This window comes from Enterococcus malodoratus (genome assembly GCF_027659535.1).
In the GTDB taxonomy this organism is placed as follows: Bacteria; Bacillota; Bacilli; order Lactobacillales; family Enterococcaceae; genus Enterococcus_A; species Enterococcus_A malodoratus.
On sequence record NZ_JAQDPG010000001.1, the window covers coordinates 185,764 to 206,193 of the forward strand.

The 20,430-nt window shown below is 41.4% G+C and carries 21 protein-coding genes; 17 read left to right on the forward strand and 4 right to left on the reverse strand.

The window, feature by feature from the left end; translation table 11 throughout:
* The first annotated feature begins 62 nt into the window (after positions 1-62).
* The 5 genes from PGP85_RS00950 to PGP85_RS00970 are packed head-to-tail and all read left to right on the forward strand — an operon-like array spanning position 63 to position 4,317.
* Entirely contained in the window at positions 63-785 is a 723-nt protein-coding gene (locus PGP85_RS00950) for a lantibiotic protection ABC transporter ATP-binding protein (protein WP_270325569.1), read from the forward strand.
* A complete protein-coding gene (locus tag PGP85_RS00955; RefSeq protein ID WP_270325570.1) occupies positions 778-1,518 on the forward strand; it encodes a lantibiotic immunity ABC transporter MutE/EpiE family permease subunit in 741 nt (246 codons plus the stop codon). Before PGP85_RS00950 ends, PGP85_RS00955 begins: the two co-directional genes overlap by 8 nt.
* Complete coding sequence (locus PGP85_RS00960) at positions 1,505-2,257, forward strand: lantibiotic immunity ABC transporter MutG family permease subunit (protein WP_270325571.1); 753 nt, start codon at positions 1,505-1,507, stop codon at positions 2,255-2,257. Before PGP85_RS00955 ends, PGP85_RS00960 begins: the two co-directional genes overlap by 14 nt.
* Positions 2,258-2,311: 54 nt before the next feature.
* Positions 2,312-2,974 carry a response regulator transcription factor gene (locus PGP85_RS00965; protein ID WP_270325572.1) on the forward strand — a complete coding sequence of 221 codons (663 nt, stop codon included), beginning with the start codon at positions 2,312-2,314 and terminating at the stop codon, positions 2,972-2,974.
* Positions 2,962-4,317 carry a sensor histidine kinase gene (locus PGP85_RS00970; RefSeq protein ID WP_270325573.1) on the forward strand — a complete coding sequence of 452 codons (1,356 nt, stop codon included), beginning with the start codon at positions 2,962-2,964 and terminating at the stop codon, positions 4,315-4,317. The genes PGP85_RS00965 and PGP85_RS00970 overlap by 13 nt, the downstream gene beginning before the upstream one ends.
* Before the next feature lie 45 nt (positions 4,318-4,362).
* On the opposite strand, the gene PGP85_RS00975 is transcribed toward PGP85_RS00970, so the two are convergent.
* Together PGP85_RS00975 and celB are read right to left on the reverse strand one after the other, a co-directional pair.
* Positions 4,363-5,082: a GntR family transcriptional regulator gene (locus tag PGP85_RS00975; protein ID WP_010741943.1), complete on the reverse strand. Its 720-nt coding sequence runs from the start codon at positions 5,080-5,082 to the stop codon at positions 4,363-4,365.
* Positions 5,083-5,183: 101 nt separating this feature from the next.
* The gene (gene celB / locus PGP85_RS00980) at positions 5,184-6,455 is read right to left on the reverse strand and encodes a PTS cellobiose transporter subunit IIC (RefSeq protein ID WP_010741944.1); all 1,272 of its coding nucleotides are present in this window, start codon (positions 6,453-6,455) and stop codon (positions 5,184-5,186) included.
* 207 nt (positions 6,456-6,662) lie between these two features.
* Here celB and PGP85_RS00985 point away from each other — a divergent pair, with 207 nt between their 5' ends.
* A complete protein-coding gene (locus tag PGP85_RS00985) occupies positions 6,663-8,057 on the forward strand; it encodes a glycoside hydrolase family 1 protein (protein WP_270325574.1) in 1,395 nt (464 codons plus the stop codon).
* A 49-nt stretch (positions 8,058-8,106) separates the two neighbouring features.
* Here PGP85_RS00985 and PGP85_RS00990 read toward each other — a convergent pair whose 3' ends face one another.
* The gene (locus PGP85_RS00990) at positions 8,107-8,424 is read right to left on the reverse strand and encodes a CPBP family intramembrane glutamic endopeptidase (RefSeq protein ID WP_270326113.1); all 318 of its coding nucleotides are present in this window, start codon (positions 8,422-8,424) and stop codon (positions 8,107-8,109) included.
* A gap of 632 nt (positions 8,425-9,056) precedes the next feature.
* Between PGP85_RS00990 and PGP85_RS00995 the strand changes: the two genes are divergently transcribed.
* The 3 genes from PGP85_RS00995 to dapF are packed head-to-tail and all read left to right on the forward strand — an operon-like array spanning position 9,057 to position 12,363.
* Complete coding sequence (locus PGP85_RS00995) at positions 9,057-10,211, forward strand: M20 metallopeptidase family protein (RefSeq protein WP_177184064.1); 1,155 nt, start codon at positions 9,057-9,059, stop codon at positions 10,209-10,211.
* 15 nt (positions 10,212-10,226) lie between these two features.
* On the forward strand, positions 10,227-11,525 hold the full coding sequence (gene lysA / locus PGP85_RS01000) for a diaminopimelate decarboxylase (protein ID WP_270325575.1): 1,299 nt from the start codon (positions 10,227-10,229) through the stop codon (positions 11,523-11,525).
* A 10-nt stretch (positions 11,526-11,535) separates the two neighbouring features.
* On the forward strand, positions 11,536-12,363 hold the full coding sequence (dapF, locus tag PGP85_RS01005; RefSeq protein WP_270325576.1) for a diaminopimelate epimerase: 828 nt from the start codon (positions 11,536-11,538) through the stop codon (positions 12,361-12,363).
* A 48-nt stretch (positions 12,364-12,411) separates the two neighbouring features.
* Here the strand turns inward: dapF and PGP85_RS01010 are convergent, their stop codons facing one another.
* The gene (locus PGP85_RS01010) at positions 12,412-13,161 is read right to left on the reverse strand and encodes a DeoR/GlpR family DNA-binding transcription regulator (protein ID WP_010741950.1); all 750 of its coding nucleotides are present in this window, start codon (positions 13,159-13,161) and stop codon (positions 12,412-12,414) included.
* Between the two features lie 245 nt (positions 13,162-13,406).
* Between PGP85_RS01010 and PGP85_RS01015 the strand changes: the two genes are divergently transcribed.
* The 8 genes from PGP85_RS01015 (at position 13,407) to PGP85_RS01050 (ending at position 20,408) form a co-directional block, all read left to right on the forward strand.
* Positions 13,407-14,102, forward strand: a complete 696-nt coding sequence (locus PGP85_RS01015; protein WP_270325577.1) for a ribulose-phosphate 3-epimerase — start codon at positions 13,407-13,409, stop codon at positions 14,100-14,102.
* 12 nt (positions 14,103-14,114) lie between these two features.
* On the forward strand, positions 14,115-14,672 hold the full coding sequence (hxlB, locus tag PGP85_RS01020) for a 6-phospho-3-hexuloisomerase (RefSeq protein ID WP_251865133.1): 558 nt from the start codon (positions 14,115-14,117) through the stop codon (positions 14,670-14,672).
* 9 nt (positions 14,673-14,681) lie between these two features.
* Entirely contained in the window at positions 14,682-15,821 is a 1,140-nt protein-coding gene (locus PGP85_RS01025; RefSeq protein ID WP_270325578.1) for a mannitol-1-phosphate 5-dehydrogenase, read from the forward strand.
* 9 nt (positions 15,822-15,830) lie between these two features.
* Entirely contained in the window at positions 15,831-16,262 is a 432-nt protein-coding gene (locus PGP85_RS01030) for a PTS sugar transporter subunit IIA (RefSeq protein WP_270325579.1), read from the forward strand.
* Positions 16,263-16,275: 13 nt separating this feature from the next.
* Positions 16,276-17,721, forward strand: coding sequence for a PTS mannitol transporter subunit IICB (locus tag PGP85_RS01035; RefSeq protein ID WP_270325580.1), 1,446 nt, complete (start codon positions 16,276-16,278; stop codon positions 17,719-17,721).
* A gap of 228 nt (positions 17,722-17,949) precedes the next feature.
* The gene (locus tag PGP85_RS01040) at positions 17,950-18,951 is read left to right on the forward strand and encodes a hypothetical protein (RefSeq protein ID WP_270325581.1); all 1,002 of its coding nucleotides are present in this window, start codon (positions 17,950-17,952) and stop codon (positions 18,949-18,951) included.
* Positions 18,952-19,052: 101 nt separating this feature from the next.
* A complete protein-coding gene (locus tag PGP85_RS01045; RefSeq protein WP_270325582.1) occupies positions 19,053-19,952 on the forward strand; it encodes an NAD(P)-dependent oxidoreductase in 900 nt (299 codons plus the stop codon).
* Between the two features lie 291 nt (positions 19,953-20,243).
* Positions 20,244-20,408, forward strand: coding sequence for a hypothetical protein (locus PGP85_RS01050; protein WP_010741959.1), 165 nt, complete (start codon positions 20,244-20,246; stop codon positions 20,406-20,408).
* Positions 20,409-20,430 lie beyond the last annotated feature (22 nt).

The following is a 20,430-nucleotide window of genomic DNA, read 5'->3' on the forward strand; positions in this document are numbered from 1 at the left end:
CATCCTTATTGTTTCCTTATATTTGTTTTTCATACTAAGGGTACAACAAGGGGGAATCAATGATGAAAGAAATGATTATAACAACCGAAAATTTGACTAAAACCTATCAGCGGCAAAAAGCCGTTAATAATTTATCCTTAGAAATTCCTAAAAATGAAGTCTATGGACTTTTGGGTGCGAACGGTGCCGGGAAATCGACAACCTTGAAAATGATCGCGGGACTCATTCAACCATCGGAAGGAGCAATTTTTTATAACAATCAACTGTGGCAGCGAAAGAACTTAGCAGAGATCGGTGCCTTGATTGAAAGTCCTCCGCTTTACGGAAACTTAACGGCACACGAAAATTTGTTGGTACGCACGACGACTTTAGGCTTGCCGGAGACACGCATAGCAGAAGTTTTGGAGCTGGTGGATCTGCGAAATACTGGTAAGAAAAGAGCGCGGCAATTTTCAATGGGAATGAAGCAGCGATTAGGCTTGGCGTTGGCTTTATTGAACCGTCCTAAATTATTAATTTTGGATGAGCCGACGAATGGGTTAGATCCGCTAGGGATTCAAGCACTGCGAGAATTAATCCGATCTTTTCCAGCACAAGGAATATCGGTGATTCTTTCCAGCCATATATTATCAGAAGTCGAAAATACAGTGGATACGATCGGCATCATTGCCAATGGTCAGCTGGGCTATCAGGGCGAACTGCCAGAAAATAGTGCGGCATTGGAAAAATTGTTTATGGATGTTGTTAGAGAAAAGCAAACAGAGGAGGCGCTATATCATGGGTAGACTAATTCAGGCTGAACTATTGAAGGGAAGGCGCAGTTTTGGCAGAAAAGGTCTGGTTATCTTTCCACTGTTAGTCAGCGGAATGGCAATTTTTTTAATGGGCGGGCAGTTCACTCAAATTGGTGCCTATAATTGGTGGTACATGCTGCTGTTGCCAATGGTAGCAGCGCTGATTTGTATCAATCTGATTGATTCAGATAAGCAACTGTCCTTTTTCAATGTCAACGTAGTGCCGATTTCCGCTGCAGAAATCTGGCAAGGGAAGATTTGGACAGGCATTCTGTATTTACTATTTGGCAATGGATTAGTTTTTGGGCTTACAACGATTTCGGGCATTTTTTTTACGGCGCAATATCCTATCTGGCGAGGGCTTTTAGCAGGATTGGTTTTAACGCTTTCTTGGGCATGGCAAATCCCTTTTGGTCTGTTTGTGGCTGCTCGGTTTAACTCGATCGTGACCTTTATCAGTTTTTTATTTCTAAATATTGTTTGTTCGATTCAAACTATTGCGGGCGGAACCCTTTGGTATTTGCCGTTTGCAATTGCACCGCGTGTAATGACTCCGATTCTTGGGATCAATCCGAATGGTGTCCCTTTGGAAGCAGGAAGTCCCTTGCATGACACTAGCGTGATTGTTCCGGGATTAATTATCACGAGTATCTTATTCATTGTTGGTTATTTGTTGACAACGAGGTGGTTTGCTAAGGGGAGGTATTCCCATGAGAGGGCTTAAGCAGGACATACAGGCAGATTTATTTAAACTAAGAAAAACAGCATTTTTCTGGCTACACTTAGTCGTTCCATTCTTGGGTATTATTATTTTCTTTGGTTATCAAAAATTGTCGAATTATCCAGCGGACGCGTTAACGATAAATTACTTTCAGCTTCTTGCGCTGATCTACCCGATACTTACAGCATGGATGACGACTATTTTAGTTGATCAGGAAATCGAAGCAGGCGGCGGCTTTTTTCTCCTCAATGCGTCTTCTAAAGCGCGTGTGCTGTTCTCAAAAATAATCTTGCTGTTAACGCCGGGCTTATTTTCTTGTTTGTTTATCGGGCTGGGCTATCATTTGGTTCTTTCGCAAATCAGCTCGGACTATTCACTGCCGCTTTCTTTGATTTTTATCTTAACAATAGTGATCTGGGGCAGCGCGCTCTTTCTCTATTTTTTTCATTTGTGGTTAGGATTTTGCTTTGGCCGAAATGTAAATTTTGCGCTTGCAGCAGTCGAGTTTCTACTTTCCGCGCTGCTGCTGACGGGATTAGGTGAAACGATCTGGTTCTTTTTCCCATGTGCATGGGGGATTCGATTGGTTCCTTTAGTTACGACTTATTTTAGCGGAAACACCCTTGAAGCTTTGCCAAAAATCGAAATGGGGTTAGGCAGTATAATCAGCTTAACAGGAATTATGCTGATTTTTCTCTTTGTTTGGTTCAGCAAATGGGAAGGACGAGGTAATGAAGCGTAATGCGCTTGTGGCAGAGCTTTTTTAAACGTATGATGGAAGGAGTGGGGTGAGAAGATGGCAACAATTTTCGCAATTGACGATGATGAAAAAATTTTGACTTTTATCAAAACCGCTTTGACGCGTGAAGGGTATCAAGTGGAAACATTTACGAGCACGGCAGCAGTCACTTCGGAGAAAACCAAGTTTGCTGATTTATTATTATTGGATGTCATGATGCCGGGTGAGGATGGCTTTGAGTATTGTCAAAGAATCCGCAATGAAGTTGATTGTCCGATTCTTTTCGTAACAGCTAAAACGAATGAGAGCGAAATGATTCACGGCCTGGGCATTGGCGGCGATGATTATATTCGGAAACCCTTTTCTGTTTCAGAGTTACGTGCTCGTGTTTCGGCTCATTTACGAAGGGAAACGCGAGGGCATACAAATAGTTTGCGAGTGGGAAATTTTTCTTTAGATTTTGCGGATAAGAAAATCTTTTATGGTTCAGAGGAAATTTCTTTTACAAAATCAGAATACTTGATTTGTGTTCATTTGCTGAAATCTGCGGGACAGGTTTTTTCCAAGACGCAGTTATACGAGGCGGTCTTCGGGTATGAGGGAGAGTCAGATGAAAGTGTGATCGTTGAGCATATTAAAAATATTCGGGCAAAATTGAAAGTCTACGATGAAGATCCAATTGAGACAGTCTGGGGGATTGGGTACCGATGGCGAAAATAAAAACGATCGGGTTAACGAGGTATGTGACCAACGTTTTATTATTGGCTTTTTCAGGAATCGTTGCGATCTTATTAGTCGCATTAGTCTCTTTTCAATTGTTGATTTCATCAGGAAAAATCGCGCCAGCCAATGCTGGTGAAACGGAAGCGCGAGCAGAAGTGGTCAAACTAAAAGAGAGTCAGTCATTTCCGGATAAATTGACACCTAAGTTTTATGACTATATCCATTTTGCAGAAAATGGAACGGTCAAGTCTGCTTCAGTATCCGGAGATGCGTTAAAAAAGACGATTAAGGATTATAAGGATAGAAACGATTCTTATTCGACGGCAACATACGTCACATTTTCTGACGGAACCTATGCGTTGCTTTTCTGGCAATACAAAGCTCAATTTACAAATGACGCATTAAGGAAGCTTTTTCCCAATTTCGAGATTCTTTTCTTTATTGGAATAACGATTGCGCTGCTGCTTTTTTTCAGTTTATTTGTTCGAAGGACGAGTAAACAATTGAAAGCAAAACTGATCTTAGTCGAAAAGGCTAGTCAACAAATTGCGCAAAGAGAGCTTGATTCCGATATTAAGACTGAAACGGGAATTGTAGAATTTGATCATGTGCTGCAATCGATTGATGACATGCGAGAGGCATTAAAAGAATCACTGGTGCAGCAGTGGGAAACACAGCAGCAACGTAAACAGGAGATCGCGGCTTTAACGCATGATATTAATACACCATTGACGGTCATCAACGGGAATGCGGAGCTTTTATTGGAAGATCAGCTGGGAAATGAACAACGACAATTAATTGAAAACATTCATGATTCCGGAATAAAAACAAAACAATACATTGAACTGCTGCAGCAAATTTCAAATTTTGACGTGATTCAAGAAGAAAAAGTCGCGGTTTCACTTGAAAGTATTATGGAAGAGTTGACCAAGACATTGTCCCCGTTAGCGAAACAGAAAAAGATCACTCTGACTGTTCGCAATGAAAGTGCAGTAAAAACAATTTTGGTGGCGCCAGTCATGTTGATGCGCGCTTTGGTGAACATCGGTGAAAATGCGATTCGCTTTACAGACTCAGGCGATGTGACGATCAAAGTCCAACAAGCCGAGCAAAAAATAGTGTTTATAGTTGAAGACAATGGCCCCGGTTTTTCTGGAGAAGCCATCCTGTATGCAAAAGAAATGTTTTGGCAGCAGGATCAAAGTCGCACCTCTGACCATAATTATGGGATTGGTCTGTCGATCGTTGATCGAGTAGCAAAATTCCATAATGGACAATTGAAATTGGAGAATACGAATGTTGGCGGAAAGGTAACGCTCATTCTGCCGATTGATAAATAAAAGAAAAGAAGCCTATTCAAAAAATAGGCTTCTTTTCTTTTAAATTTAATTTCCCTTCATATCTAAATAGGAATAATCACGAACGTCAAAACGATTGCGGCTGCGAGAATACTCGATCGGATCACCGTTTTGCTGATAGGCGATTTGGCGGATCTCCAGAACAGGATCATCTACCGCACAATCAAGGTAAGTTTGATCATATTCAGAGCTCTTGTCTGCTCGAATCGTTCGATAGGCACCAGTGATTTTTATGCCAAGTTCTTTTTTGATGTACTGGTAGATCGAAGATTCAATAATTTCTTTTTTTAGGTTTGGCACCGCTTGGATCGGCATATACGTATGCTCCAAGATAAAGGGCTTATCGTCTAAAATTCGCAAACGAATGATTTTATAAACAGGTTCTTCCTCCGAAATGTGCAATTTTTCTTGGATCGCTGCATCAGGAAACTCGACATTGAACTCAATGACTTTGCTTTCTAATTTCCGATTTGCTTTTTCCATCTCAGTGCTTAATCCTTCATAATAAGAAAGGACAGAGGTATCCTTTGTCAAAAACGGATGGTTTAAAATAGTGGTTCCAACGCCTTTTTTTGACGCTAATAACCCTTCTAACGTTAAAATTTCCAACGCTTTTTGAACGGTCATGCGACTAACTGAGAATTCTTTGACCAACTCGATTTGTTTTGGCAGCAAAGACCCCGCGGGATAAGTATCATTTTTTATTCGATTCCGTAATGTATTTGCGATTTCTTCGTATTTTGGCAACGTCATCACCTCAATATGATTATACCTAAGTTCATATGTCTATACAATGACTAAAAAAGTTAAGACAAACTTTTTAGGCTTGTCTTAACTACTTATGGAAACTATTCGATATCGTAGGATTGCTGGCGATCAAGGATACGCAAGAATGGGTACCAGATAAAGCCAACGATGATGAAGTCAAGAACTTGTAAGGCTCCGCCTAACCAAGAATTGGTTGCCAAGATTCCGCTGGCAACAATCGGCACGGTCCATGGAACAGAGACGCCGGTTGGCGGGGGAACAATGCCTGCAGCCATGACTAAATAATTAAGTGTTGTAACAACCAAAGGTGCTAATACCCAAGGAATCAAGATCGTCGCATTTAAAACAATCGGCAGACCGAAAATTGCAGGTTCATTCACATTAAAAATACCAGGGGCCAGAGCTAAACGACCGACATCGCGGTATTGCTTTTTCTTCAATACGAAGGCCATTAATAGTACAACGGCTAGAGTCATACCGGAACCGCCTAAACCAACCGTGAAGGTTTCCATGAAGGGTTTTGTAATAATATGCGGTAGAGGATTGCCTGCCTTATAGGCTTCCAAGTTGTCTAACATTAACGTGTTCCAAATCGGGTCCATCACAGAATTGACAATGATTTGCCCGTGAAGACCAAAGAACCATAAAAACTGAACTAGGAAAAGTGCTAACAAAGTCGCTGGCAGGCTGCTGCCTAAACCAGTCAATGGTTTTTGAATGACTTCATAGATAACATCGTGCAGATTCGCATGGAATACGCCGGTCATAATTGCATTAACGATCAGGAATACAGTCAAAGTCACGACTGCGGGAATTAAAGCGGCGAAAGATTTTGTGACAGCAGGGGGAACACCGTCAGGCATCTTGATCTGCCAGCCCCTTTTGGTAACACGGCAATAGATTTCAGCAGCTAAAAATGCGGCCAGCATACCGATAAACATTCCCTTTGCCCCTAAACGATCCAACGTCAAGATACCGCTGATCTGTTCGCCATTTTCTAATGTCATGACGAAGGGAGTCAAAATTAGAAAACTGGCAAACGAAACCGCACCGCCAAAAATTCCTTCTACTTCATATGATTCAGATAAATAATAGCCGATCCCGAATGTGACAAAGACGGACATGATGCTCATTGTGGCATTTTGTCCATTACCAAAAAGCTCAGACAACGTTCCTTTAGTCGCATCATTAAAGAAAGGTAGATTATTAACAACGACAACAATTGACCCAAACATGGTCAGCGGGAATGACAGCATAAATGCATCTCTTAGGACAGTCAAGTATCGATTTTGCCCTAACTTGTTCGCTAGGGGCATGATTTTTTCCGCCAGTTTATCCATAAACCCATTCATTTTCTTCACCTCTATATTTTTTTGTAATCGATTACAGCTATAATTTATCATGATTATTTAAGTATGTCTAGTCATATATTTAATTATGATTGATTTTTACTTAGAAGTTGTTTATCATAATGATGAAAGATAGGATGCTCATTCGAAAAGATTCATTGAGTAATATCCATGATAAGTATTAAAAAGAAGAATTTGGAGGAGAAGAAGATGAAGTATACATTTCCAAAAGAGTTTTGGTGGGGCTCTTCCGCCAGCGGGCCGCAGACAGAAGGCAGAGTTGAAGGAGATGGCAAAGGAGAGAATATTTGGGACTACTGGTTTGAGTTGGAGCCAGAAAAGTTTTTCAATCAGGTAGGTCCTAATAAAACATCTCGTGTCTATGAAAAATTTCGCGAGGACATTCAGTTGATGAAGCAGATTGGTCATAACTCTTTTCGTACATCAATTCAATGGAGTCGTTTGATACCAGAAGGAACGGGAGCGGTGAATCAAGCAGCAGTTGATTTTTATAATCAGTATATTGATGAATTAATCGCGAATGATATCGAACCATTTTTAAACTTATATCATTTTGATATGCCGTTGCCGCTGCAAGAAAAAGGCGGTTGGACCAATCGCGAAACAGTTGATGCGTATGTTGCTTACGCAAAAACTTGTTTTGAGTTGTTTGGTGATCGAGTGAAAAAATGGTTCACTCATAATGAGCCGATCGTTCCAGTGGAGGGCGGCTATCTTTATCAATTTCATTATCCAAATCATGTCATTATGGAAGAAGCGGTGATGGTGGGGTATCATGAAAATCTGGCTAGTGCAAAAGCGATTAAAGCCTATCGTGAACTGGGTCTTGATGGAGAGATTGGGATCATTTTGAATCTAACGCCTAGCTACCCTAGAGACGAGAACAATCCTGACGATGTCAAAGCTGCAGAAATGGCTGACGTCTTTTTCAATCGTTCTTTCCTTGATCCAGCAGTGAAGGGCGAGTTTCCCGCAGAATTAGTAGCTGTAGTGAAAGAGTTAGATATCGCACCGGAAGTTCAAGCGGGAGATTTGGAGATCATTAAAAACAATACGGTTGATTTGCTGGGGATTAATTATTATCAACCGCGACGGATCAAAGCAAAGGAAACGCCGATCGATCCAAGCCATGGTCCGATGCCGGATGATTATTTTGATTACTATGATCTGCCTGGAAAGAAAATCAATCCTTATCGGGGATGGGAGATCTACGAAAAAGGGATTTATGATATCTTAACGAATACACGGAAAAATTATGGAAATATCCGCTGCTTCATTTCGGAAAATGGGATGGGGGTTGAAGGCGAAGAACGCTACATCAATCAAGATGGACAGATTGAAGACGATTACCGGATTGAATTTGTTTCAGATCACCTGAAATACGTTCATCAAGCGATTCAAGAAGGAACCAATTGTCTCGGTTACCATATGTGGACTTGCATGGATAATTGGTCATGGACCAATGCCTACAAGAATCGCTATGGCTTTATTTCGGTCGATATCACTAATGAAGGCAAACGAACGATCAAGAAATCTGGTCACTGGTTCAAAACAGTGGCGGACAATCATGGTTTTACAGAATAAATGAAAACTGACGAAAACACTGTTTAGGTGTTTTCGTCAGTTTTTTTGGCTAAATAAAAATAATCAGAGAATTTGCTAAGTTATAGCAGGTATGCAGCAGCACAGATCCCCATAAACTGCCAGATTTTCGGTAGGTATAGGAACAGGTGAAATGCAAGGTAAGCAGCAATAGAATATGCGGAAATGTCAGTGCATTGAACTGCTGACTACTGATCCACTTAACAGGGTAATGGGCAAGAATGAATAGGATAGCGGTAACGATGGAAGCGATATGCTCATTTCTGAATAGACCTGTTAGACGCGTTTCGATATATCCGCGATAAATGGTTTCTTCCACAAAAGCGCTGTTCAAAAAGAGAAGTACCATGGTCAAATTTGTCGATCCTAAAATAATTTTAGTCACATTATTAAAAGAAAATGTAACGATGAAATAAAATACGAGCTGTACTCCGAGCAAAAGAATTCCCCAAAAGATACTTCTTTTAAGTCGATTTGAATGCAAGCCAATCGACGACAGTCTGTCTTTAAACGCTCTTAAAAAAATAACCAGAACAAGCAGATCCAACAAAGGAAAAACAAAATTTAAGCTATTTATCAGCGCTATGGGAAGCGAGCTCATTATTAAGAAGCCATGAAGAAAAGCGAAAAGAAAGACAATCAGAAAAAGCAGGAACGCACTGAGTCCTTGTTTTTTAGTGTAATGATCGGGTTGAGAAAGCATTGAAAACCTCCGCAGTTTTAATTTTAGTATAGCAGAACATAAAAGGGTTGTGAGGATGCTCACGGATAAATGGTCAATTTAATTCAAATAGTAGGATGCTTAGTCTGTCCGAATAGGCCTATTTTACAGATAGAAATACTTTTCTTTCTATATACTGAAAATTTGCGAAACAAATTAATGACCAAAGAAGCAATCTGTACTATAATATGAGAAACTATCAATGGATTTCTAATCTAAAAAGCATTATTCTAAGAATATTTATGGAAATGAGTGAGACGATGATCGATACGGAAGTCAAAGAATTAGAAGAATTAGTTACTACCATGCGCCGCGAATTGCACCAAATTCCTGAATTGGGATTGAAGGAAAAGCAAACGGCTGCGTATATTCGAAAAAAGTTGGCAGCCTTTGGTGTCACGGAAACGTACGAAGTCATCGAAACAGGTACGATCGCGGTCTTACGAGGAGAAAAGCCGGGAAAAACCCTCGCTTTTCGTTCAGATATTGATGCATTGCCGGTAGAGGAACAAACAGGGTATGACTTTGCCTCAAAAACACCGGGAAAGATGCATGCTTGCGGGCATGATGGACACATGTCAACACTTTTAGGTTTCATTGCTTATTTACACAAACATCCTGAAAAAATTCAGGGAACATTAGTATTTGTTTTTCAACCAGCGGAAGAGGGGCCAGGCGGAGCAGAATTAATCATGCAGTCGGGGATTTTACAGAAGCTGGGTGTGGAGGAAATCGTCGGATTGCATGTTTTTCCTGATTTGCCGGCGGGAAAGATTTCCTGTCGCCCAGGGCCAATGATGGCTCGCAATGCGGAGGTAACGATTACGATCAAAGGAGTCAGTACTCATGGCGCTCAACCTCAGTTAGGCGAAGATGCGATTGTAGCTGCTGGCGGTGTAATTTCTGGTTTAAATAGCATTTTAGCAAGAAATATCGGACCGTTGGACAATGTTGTTTTGACATTTGGCACGATTCATGGCGGCGAAGCGATGAATATCGTGGCGAAAGAAGTCGTTTTGCATGGCACTATGCGGGCTTTTGATGATCAGGTCTACGATGAAGTCGTTCGTCGAGTGAACTTATTAGCGGGTGAAATCGCAAAAGGATACGGTTGTGAAGCAGTGGTTGATTTCAATCACATGTATCGAGTGGTAGACAATGATCCGAAAATGGTGGAGACACTGGAAAAAGTTGCGGCAGATTATTATGTAGAGACACCGCCGTATTTGATCGCGGAAGATTTCTCGATGTATCAGCAAGAGATTCCGGGGATGTTTTTCTTTTTAGGCATTCGGGATGAAGCTAAGGGCTACACGTATCCGCTGCATAGCGGAAAAATGAAATTTGATGAAGTGAATCTGCTTTTAGGGATTCAGACGTATGTAAATTTGATTGCTGGATTGAACGAAGATTAATTGAGGGGGCTTATAATGGAATTTGAAACACAAAATGGACATTTGATGTGGGATGGCTGCGACACCGTCGCTTTAGCAGAGAAATTTGGCACACCGCTATATGTATTTTCGCAAACAATGATCGAAGAAAAATGCCAAGAACTGCAACGAGATTTTGTCGAAAAATACGAAAATGTACGAGTGGCCTTTGCCAGTAAAGCATTTTCGACCTTAGCGATGTTAAAAATCGTGCAGCAACAGGGGTTTTCTTTGGATGTTGTTTCGGATGGAGAGTTGTATACCGCAATTAAAGCTGATTTTCCGGCCGCGCATATTGAGATGAACGGCAACAATAAATCAATCGAAGAATTAGCGATGGCGATCGACTATGGTGTCGGTCGGATCATCGTCGACAGCTTACAAGAAGTGGACTTAATTGCCGCGATTGCCAAAGAAAAAAACAAAACGGTGGATATTCTGTTCCGAATTACGCCGGAAGTCAATGTTCAGACACATTCATTTATTTCGACCGGGCAAAAGGATTCGAAATTCGGTATTCCAATTGATGAAGCTATTTTGTTCCCACAGATTCAAAACGCCATTGAAACACCGGAAGTGAATTTCCTAGGCTTCCATTTTCATGTGGGCAGTCAATTGTTTGATAATCACGCGCATTTGTCAGCAGTCACAATTGCTTTGGATCTAGTTAAATTGGTAAAAGCTCGTTTTGATTATACGATCAAAGAGCTGAATTTTGGTGGAGGCTTCGGGGTACAGTATACCGATGCGGATCAACCGAAACCGTTTAGCTATTTCACAGATCCAATGATGGAAAAGGTTCTGGAATTTTGCGAAGCAGAGCAATTCCCGCAACCAGCAGTAGTTATTGAACCGGGCCGCAGTATTGTTGCGGAAGCAGGGATCAGTTTACACACGATCGGCGCGATCAAAGAACTTCCGGGCTTGCGAAAATATGTAAGCATTGATGGCGGAATGACTGACAATATTCGTCCGGGACTTTATGAAGCAGAGTATACGGGGATTTTGGCCAATAAGGCTGACGATGCGACGGTTGAAAAAGTGACTGTTTCTGGGAAAGCTTGCGAAAGTACCGATATTTTAGTGAAAGATATCGAGTTGCCGACGGTTGAGACAGGCGATATTTTTGCTACTTTTTCAACGGGCGCTTATGGTTTCTCAATGGCCAGCAACTATAATAAACTGGCAATTCCGGCAGTTGTTTTGACAAAAGCGGGACAAGCGGAGATTATTGTAAAAAGACAGACGTTGGATCAAATCATTCAAAATGAGGAGATTCCTGAATTCTTGAAATGAGGCTTGGAGCATGAAGGTACCTTTTTATAAAATGCAGGGCGCTGGAAATGATTTTATTCTGATCGATAATCGAGAATTGAACTTTTCCAGTGACCAATTAACAAAGTTTTCAGCTCGTGTTTGTACCCGGCGCGTTTCAGTCGGTGCCGATACATTGATCGCGGTTGAAGAGGCCCGCAGCGCAGGTGATTTTTATGCTCGTTTTTTCAATGCGGATGGATCAGAAGCAGAAATGTGCGGGAACGGCGCTCGTTGTGTTGCTCGTTGGGCTTACGAGACGGGGATCGCGAAAGAAAAAATGATTATCGAGACGATCGCGGGAGATGTGCTGGCGGAACGTTTAGATGTCCGAACGTATCGAGTGCAGCTGAATTCGTCAACTGTTTTTGAAGCAGATAAAACGATCCAAGTGGATGGAAAAGAAGTAATTGTGGATTATGTCGAGTTGGGCAATCCAGGGATTCCGCACTTAGTCGTTCACGTGCCCGATCTTGCTATGACGGAGTTAGAAACGATTTTTGATTTTGCCAGAAAGTTGCGAAATCACGCGGCTTTTGAGAAAGGCGCGAATGTAAACTTCTATGATATTTTACCTGATCAAACGGTTGTGGAGCGCACCTATGAACGTGGTGTTGAAGACTTCACTTTGGCTTGCGGAACGGGAACTGGTTCGACCGCTTTTGCTTTAACTAAAAAAGGCCTGGTTAAGAATGATCCGGTAGTGATCGAAGTTTTAGGCGGGCAGCTTCAGGTGAACGTCATAGCTGATGAGCTTTACTTGATTGGCGATACAAATATCGTGGTTAATGGAACGATTTTAGATGAAGATTTAGCTTAAAAAAGACGATGACCAAAATCTGGTCATCGTCTTTTTTGTGTAATAGGATTAGTCGATCAAAACAATTTTTTGTTTGTTGTATTCCTTGCGCACCTTATCTGGAATTTCTTCTGAGATCAAATAGGTCAAGTCATCGACTGGACCGACGATGTGGTTGCTGATGGTACCGAATTTGTCGTTAGTGATCATGCCTAGGACTTCGGTCGAAATGCGGACCATCTCGCGTTTGATTTCTGATTCTTGTGTAGTGGGAACGCTGGTTCCGGCCTCTAAATCCAAATTATAAATCCCCATGACATAAAGATCGGCCCGAATATTCTGGAGCTGTTTATAGGCTTGTACACCGATATTGATCATCGATTGTTTATAAAAAACGCCGCCGATATTAATAATTTCGAGGTTAGAATGTTGGGCCAGTTCCAAAGCAATCGGCGGGCTGTTCGTAATGATGGTTGCTCGAAAATCCTGCGGAATCTCTTTAGCCAAAGCTAGATTCGTCGTGCTGCCATCAATAATAATGACGGAATCTTCTTTTAAGAAAGGGAGGGCTTTATGAGCCAGCTCCTTTTTTCGGTCACTAGCTACAGTCTCACGATAATTAAAATCTGTGATCGGCGGTCCAACACGCAAGGCGCCGCTGTGAACTCTTTTTAAAAGCCCCTGATTATCCAACTCCTTCAAATCTCGTCGAATGGTATCTTCAGAAACGTTAAAGCGCTGACTGAGATCGCTGGCAATAACTTTTTGTTCAATATTTAATAGATCGACAATTTTTTGATGACGTTCTTCTTTTAACATTGTGCGCACTCCTTCTGGTTTCTTCCTGTTCATCATGCCATGCATGCGGTTTTGTGTCAATATAGATAGCGATTTAGTAATTTTTCGTGCATAAACACGCAAATAAAAATAAAAAATACGCATGTTTGTATTGACTTGTAATTGTTAAGCGGTTACACTGGGTTTGTAAATGAAGGATGTACGGCATTCGAACCACGCTGATTTTTTCCGGAGAGAATCGGTGTATTGAAAGTAGGAGGAATTTTATGGAAAAGAAAATCATTCTATCGCCATCCATCATGTGCGGAGATTTAGTGAATTTAGAAAAAAGTATCAATGAATTGGAAGCTGTCGGCATGGACACTTTGCATATCGATGTCATCGATGGCTCATTTAGTCCAAGCATGCCATTAGGAATTGAAACAATTAAAAGAATGCGGGAGATCACTTCAATGAACTTCGACGTCCATATTATGTCGAACGACAATGAATTCTTCATTGGTGAGATGTTGAAGATCGGCGTTGAAGGAATCACTTTTCACCATGAAACAAGCCTGCACGTGGATCGCTATATTCAATTAATCAAAAATACGGGAACCAAAGTTGGCGTAGCATTGAATCCGGCAACACCTTTAAATGTTTTGGATTATGCTCTACCAGAAATTGATCGGGTATGTCTGATGCTGATCAATCCAGGGTTTGCGACCAATAAGGCTGAAAAACAAATTCCTTATGCCTTGAAAAAAATTACTGATCTACGTCGATTGGTCGAGGAACAAGATTTAGAAATAGATATTCAAGTTGACGGTCGGGTATCGTTAGCGACGATTCCCGATTTATTGGATGCTGGAGCAACGAACCTAGTGTTAGGCAGTACGAGTCTCTTCATTGCCGGCAACACATTAGCAGAGAATCGTCAGTTATTGTCTGAAGCAGTGAACAAATCAGTCTTAGTGAGATAAGGAGGGAAAACGTTGGGGTATACAGCAGTCGAACAAAAAATCGTAAAAGAGATTGCGGCAACATTAGATAATATCGCAGCAGAGGATGTAAATCGGCTAGTATCAGAGGTTGAAAAGGCGGAACGAGTCTTCTTTGTTGGTGTCGGTCGCGTACTGCTTTCATTAGAAGGGATCGCCAAGCGCTTAGCGCATTTAGGTGTTCAAACAGTAGTGGTCGGTCAAATTACAGAGCCCGCGATCACAAAAAAGGACCTGTTGATTGTCGGATCAGGCAGCGGAGAAAGCTCTTTCCCATTGGCTATTGCCAAAAAAGCCAAAAGTTTTGAAGCGACGGTCGCACATATTGGATCAAATGCTAATAGTTCAATGAAGGAATATACGGACCTTTTTGTTCGGATTCCAGTACAAACAAAACTGGCTTTACCAGGTGAGATTCCTTCGGTTCAGCCGATGACGAGCTTATTTGAACAATGTTTACTTTTATTAGGAGACAGCGTTGCTTTGATGATGGTAGAAGAAAAAGCGATAGATATGCCTAGTTTGTGGCAATATCATGCTAATCTGGAGTAGGTGAAGAAAATGAAGGCGGTACATTTTGGCGCAGGCAATATTGGTCGAGGTTTTATCGGACAAATTTTACATCAAAATGGATTTGAGCTTTGTTTCGTTGATACGAATGAGACTTTGATTCAACAACTGAATAAGGCTGGCGGTTATTCGATCGAGATCATTGATGAAGATGCGACAACTGATTTTATTGATCAAGTGACAGCTTTAAATAGTATCACCGAGACAGAAAAGGTGCTAACAGCGATTGAAGAAGCAGATATTTTAACTACTTCTGTGGGTGCGAATAATTTAGTAAGAATTGCTCCAGTTATTGCACAGGGGTTAAGTAAACGGTTTGAACAAAAGCGCAGTCTCAATGTTTTGGCGAATGAAAATATAATCAACGCCAGTGATATTTTGAAAAAAGAAGTTTATGCCTTATTGACTGAAGCAGAGCAAACTACTTTTGATCAGTATGCCTATTTTGTGAATACGGCAATCGATCGCCAATCTCTTGGGAAAATCGTTGACGGAAAAGCGATCGCGATCGTCGAACCGTATTATGAATGGGTGATTAATCGGCAGCAATTCGATCCGGCGACACCGTTTGAACTGGAAAAAGCTGTCATGATCGATGAGATGCAGCCGTATATCGAACGAAAACTTTATATCGTCAATGCGGCTCATGCGGCAGTAGCGTATTTAGGCGCATTGCAAGGCTATAAGACCATTCAAACAGCGCTTCAGGATTCAAAAATTCTTCGTTTGGTCAATCAGTTTTTAGCGGAAAATTTAGAGTATTTTGTAAAAGAATATTCGTTTTCACGAAAAGAATTAAAGCAGTTTATTGAAAAAACACTGAAACGCCATGGAAATCAAAAGCTTTCAGATGAGATTGCTCGTGTGGGCGGCTCGCCAATCAGGAAGCTGGGCCCAGAGGATCGTTTAGTTGCTCCAGTAGCAAAACTAACTATTGAGGATTTGCCCCACGATGTGGGCGTAAAAATTATCGCGGCCGGTTATCACTATCGTAATTCCGCTGATCCAGAGGCCGAAAAGATAAAGTCATTGATTGCTGAAGAAGGTTTGGAAGCCACGATTAAAAAAATTTCCAATTTGGATGGAACGTTGCTTGAAGAAGTGGCTGCTGCTTATGAATCGCAGAAATAGGAGGCAGAAATGTTAAAAGAACAGTTAACAGGACAGACGATGTTTGTTGAGGCGATAGATTCTTGGCAGGAGGCCATTCAAATGGGCGCCAGACCGCTCCTGAAAAAAGGTGTTATTGAAGAATCGTATGTTGAGGCGATGATCCAAAATGTTTTAGATAACGGTAATTACATCATTCTATTGCCGAAAGTTGCGATGCCTCATGCACGTCCGGAACATGGAAGCAACGGCATTGGGATGACTTTCCTACATTTGAAGGAGCCCGTGATGTTTCCGGGTGAAGAACCGGTCGAGGTATTATTTACCTTATCATCCGATTCTCCCGACGGGCATTTGGAGTTGATCGCCAATTTAGGCGAACTATTGAGTAATGAGGAATTATATCAGAAATTATTTGAGGTTGAAACTGAGCAGGCGTTGTTGGATTTGATCAAGGAATAAAGGAGAGAAGGAAATGGATGTAACGAATGAAGGTAAACAGGTATCAATGCGTGCGAGAGTCCAAGCATTTGGCGGCTTCTTAACGAATATGGTGTTACCAAATATTGGCGCATTTATCGCATGGGGGATCGCGACCGCATTATTTATTCCAACAGGTTGGTTTCCAAACGAATCATTAAATGAATTAGTCGGTCCGACAGTCAGTTATTTATTGCCATTATTGCTTGCTTATACTGGCGGCCGTATGATCGGCGGACATCGCGGAGCGGTGTTGGGGTCAATCGGAACAATCGGCTTGATTATCGGTTCGGATATTCCGATGTTCATGGGCGCGATGGTGATCGGTCCATTGGGTGGCTGGATCATGAAGAAAACGGATGACTTTTTAGATGGAAAGATCCCGGCTGGTTTTGAAATGGTCGTTAACAATTTCTCGATCGGGATCATTGGATTTGTCTTAATGTGTTTGTCCTATCTAGTGATTGGCCCAACGATTCAATCAGCCAACCAATTTGTGACGAATGCGATCGAGGCACTAGTTTCAACTGGATTTTTACCATTACTGTCACTGATCAATGAGCCGGCGAAAGTCTTGTTCTTAAATAATGTGATTGACCAAGGTGTTTATTATCCATTAGGGATGCAGCAGACACTAGAAGCAGGGAAATCGATCTACTTCATGGTGGCTTCAAACCCTGGACCAGGTCTAGGATTACTATTGGCTTATTCGTTCTTTGGCAAGAAAGTAGCGAAACGGACAGCGCCTGGCGCGATCATTATTCACTTCTTCGGCGGGATTCATGAAATGTATTTCCCATATGTATTGATGAAACCGATTACGATTTTGGCGATGATCGCAGGTGGTATGGCAGGAACGATGACGTTCCAGCTGCTTGGGGTTGGTTTAGTGGCTGGACCTAGTCCCGGTTCGATATTCTCTTACTTGGCGCTGACTCCTCGAGGAAATTTCTTTGGCGTAATTGCCGGAGTGGTGATAGCGACAGCCGTTTCATTCTTAGTGACCGCTGTAATTTTGAAGGCGGACAAGACGGCCGACGACGATGAAAGTTTTGAAGAATCTGTTCAAAAATCAAAATCAATGAAATCAGAAGGAAAAGAATTATTGAATGGCGAAAACTCTAAAGCAGCAAGCATGATGACTGCTGAAGTAAATAAAGTTTCGTTCGCTTGCGATGCGGGAATGGGCAGCAGTGCGATGGGGGCCACAACATTTAAAAAGAAACTTCAAAAAGCGGGTATCACGGATATCGAAGTGAAAAATTATCGCATCGAGGATGTGCCGACAGATAGTGATATGGTGGTCGTTCACCAAGACTTGGAAGAACGAACCCGTAAAGCCCATCCGAAAATGACGATTGTGACGTTGAAAAATTACTTGCAAGATCCAGCGATTGATGAATTAGTCGATGAGATCGTTGAAATCAAGTCCAAAAAATAAAGTGAAAACATCAGCAGATTATTCTGTTGATGTTTTTTTATCATTTTTTTGAAAAAAAGTGTAATTATAAAGGTACGCAAATAGAATCTCTAAAAGTTGAAATACCCAAACTTTTTATCATTTATTTTAATTAAGAGTATTTCTAAAAACTGTTTACATTGTTGCATTTTTAGTTATATTATTAAAGCATAAAATGCAAGCGGTTTCTTGAAAGGTGGAAGATGGAGGATGGAAGCAGTAAAGTTAGGGCAAAGACAGTTGTTCGCTATGGGAGAAAAAAGCTTAAGTAAACGCCTAGGCCAATTTTATCAACGAACGGGAAATACTGCGGAAGTAGTGGAGTTTGCTGTAGCGATCCTCATAAGACACACTTTATGTTTAGCAGATTTTTCAAATTGCTGCAAAACGTTGCTCCGCGAGATTTTTCTTACTTCGAAACCCAATAACACGCTGCGTCAGTACTGCGTCCTTTTTCAAGATTATTTTGAAGCTGAGGAATGGCAGCAGGTTCTTGATCGCCTTTTTCAAAACCGTAAGGAATACAAGAAGTTTACCAAGGAGACTTGTTTATATAAAAAGCTTTTAGATAAGAAAAATCAAGAGGTACCTGAACCTTCAGAGTATCAATTCAACATTGTGTCCGTTTTTAAAGATGCCGCTGGCAAAAAACACACCTGGACTCTGCGCGATGCCAAACAAGTTCGTTCAGAAGTTGAAACGAGTGAGGTCTTAAAAATGTTATCGAGCCTGACAATTTTCCAAGTTGCCGGTGTTCGTCGTTTCACGGAATATGTGAAATTCAAAAGCCATAAAACGTATCTTGATGCGGAATATGAGATGACTCAAGAGGAGCAGGAAAGTTCTGCTCAAAATGGCTCAGCTGACAAGACCGATGTATTGAACGCTGATTATGAGCCGTCGTCTCAGCAACCGAAGAGCGCTTCGACTGTTGGGTCTGGTAAAAAAACCGCAGAGAAAAAGGACGCAAAGCCTCTACTTTCAGAAGAACCACTGTCAAATGGACTGAAATCGCCAGTCGCAAAAACGGCATCTTCGGCTGAGAAGAATAAAGGATCAAGTCAAGTGGGTACAAAAACACAAGCGGCAAAGTTGGATAATCCATACGGACATGATCGCAAAAGCATGGAGCGCATTAAGAAAGGACGCGAAGCTAAGCGTCTTAAGCGAGTGGTAGACAGGCAGCTTGGTAAAAAGAAAAATAGAAAGTAAATAGATTTCGTTGCCTTTAGGACTCAGAATCGTTCTTCTTCATTGACGCAGAAATTTGTAGGACTTATCATGAAGGAAGTATGATTATCTAGGAGGCTGACATGAAGAAATTTAAAAAAATGGTGGCGATTGAGCCAACCAAATTATTGCCTGAGTGGGATGAAAAGTTGAAAGCGTTGGCGGAGGAAACCGTCTTTTATGAAGATATTCCAACTGAATCATCAACAATCATTGAACGTATCGGCGATGCAGATTGTGTGATGTTGAGTTTTACCAGCTTTATTGACAAAGAAGTATTGGATGCTTGTCCGAACATTCGCTACATCGGCATTTGCGCCAGCTTATATGCACCTGAAAATGCAAATGTAGATATTCTTCATGCGGAAAAAAAGGGAATCGTGGTAACTGGTGTGCGGGATTATGGCGATGAAGGTGTGAAGGAATATGCCATCAGTGAATTGGTTCGCCTATTGCAAGGCCGTGGTCCTGCAATGTGGAAAGATGAACCGATGGAATTGACGAATGTCAAAGTTGGGATTGTCGGTATGGGCACAGTGGGCAGTCTATTAGCGCGGACAATGAACTTTTTTGGGATGGACGTCAGTTATTACAGTCGCACGCGCAAACCCGAAATAGAAAAAGAATTAGGTATGGACTATCTATCATTGGACGATTTATTAGGGAAGGTCGATATTTTAATCACTTGCCTGAACAAGAATGTTGTCTTGCTAGATGAAGTAGCCTTTAACAAATATGGCAATGGAAAAATTTTGATGAACGTGTCGATTGCACCCTCCCATGAAGTTTCGGCGCTAAAAACTTGGCTGGCGCAACCGGGAAATTATGCGTTCAGCGATACGGAAGCAGGGTTAGGAGAAGACGTAATCGGTTTGCCGAATGTTTTTGCTGGGAAAACCAACGCTGGACTGACCTCTATGGCAAAAGTACGCTTGGCGCAGAAAGTAATCGATAATATCGAAAATTTTCAAAAGACCAACTAATACGTATGAGTGTAGGAAACGGTTCAAGCAGATTTGCTTGAACCGTTTTTTTTGCCAATTTCATGTAATGAAAAGTTACACAAAATGTTGCAAAATGAAAATTATTTTTATTCTATGTAAGTAAATATAACATAAGTTATTGAAATCCCGATAAAAACTCGCTATGATTATAAAAACAGAGTTAGGGACTGACTGCTTAAGCCACAGAAATAAGTAGTTAGGTGATCCTGGCCTAAAGTCTCGCTATGAATTTTGCTCGCTGCCGGTTTTGAAAAGAAATGGGGAAAAGATATGGAGTATCAGTACTTAGTTCAAGTCGAAACAATTGTTGGGGAAATGACGGAAGAAACATTCACGACTCATCGAGAAGCACTTTGCTATGCGACAAATTACGGAAGGGTCAAGATGAGTAAAGTGTTTAAAGCGGGTGAACAGGTAAATGAATTCAATTATTAATCGTAAGTTATGAGAAGTATTC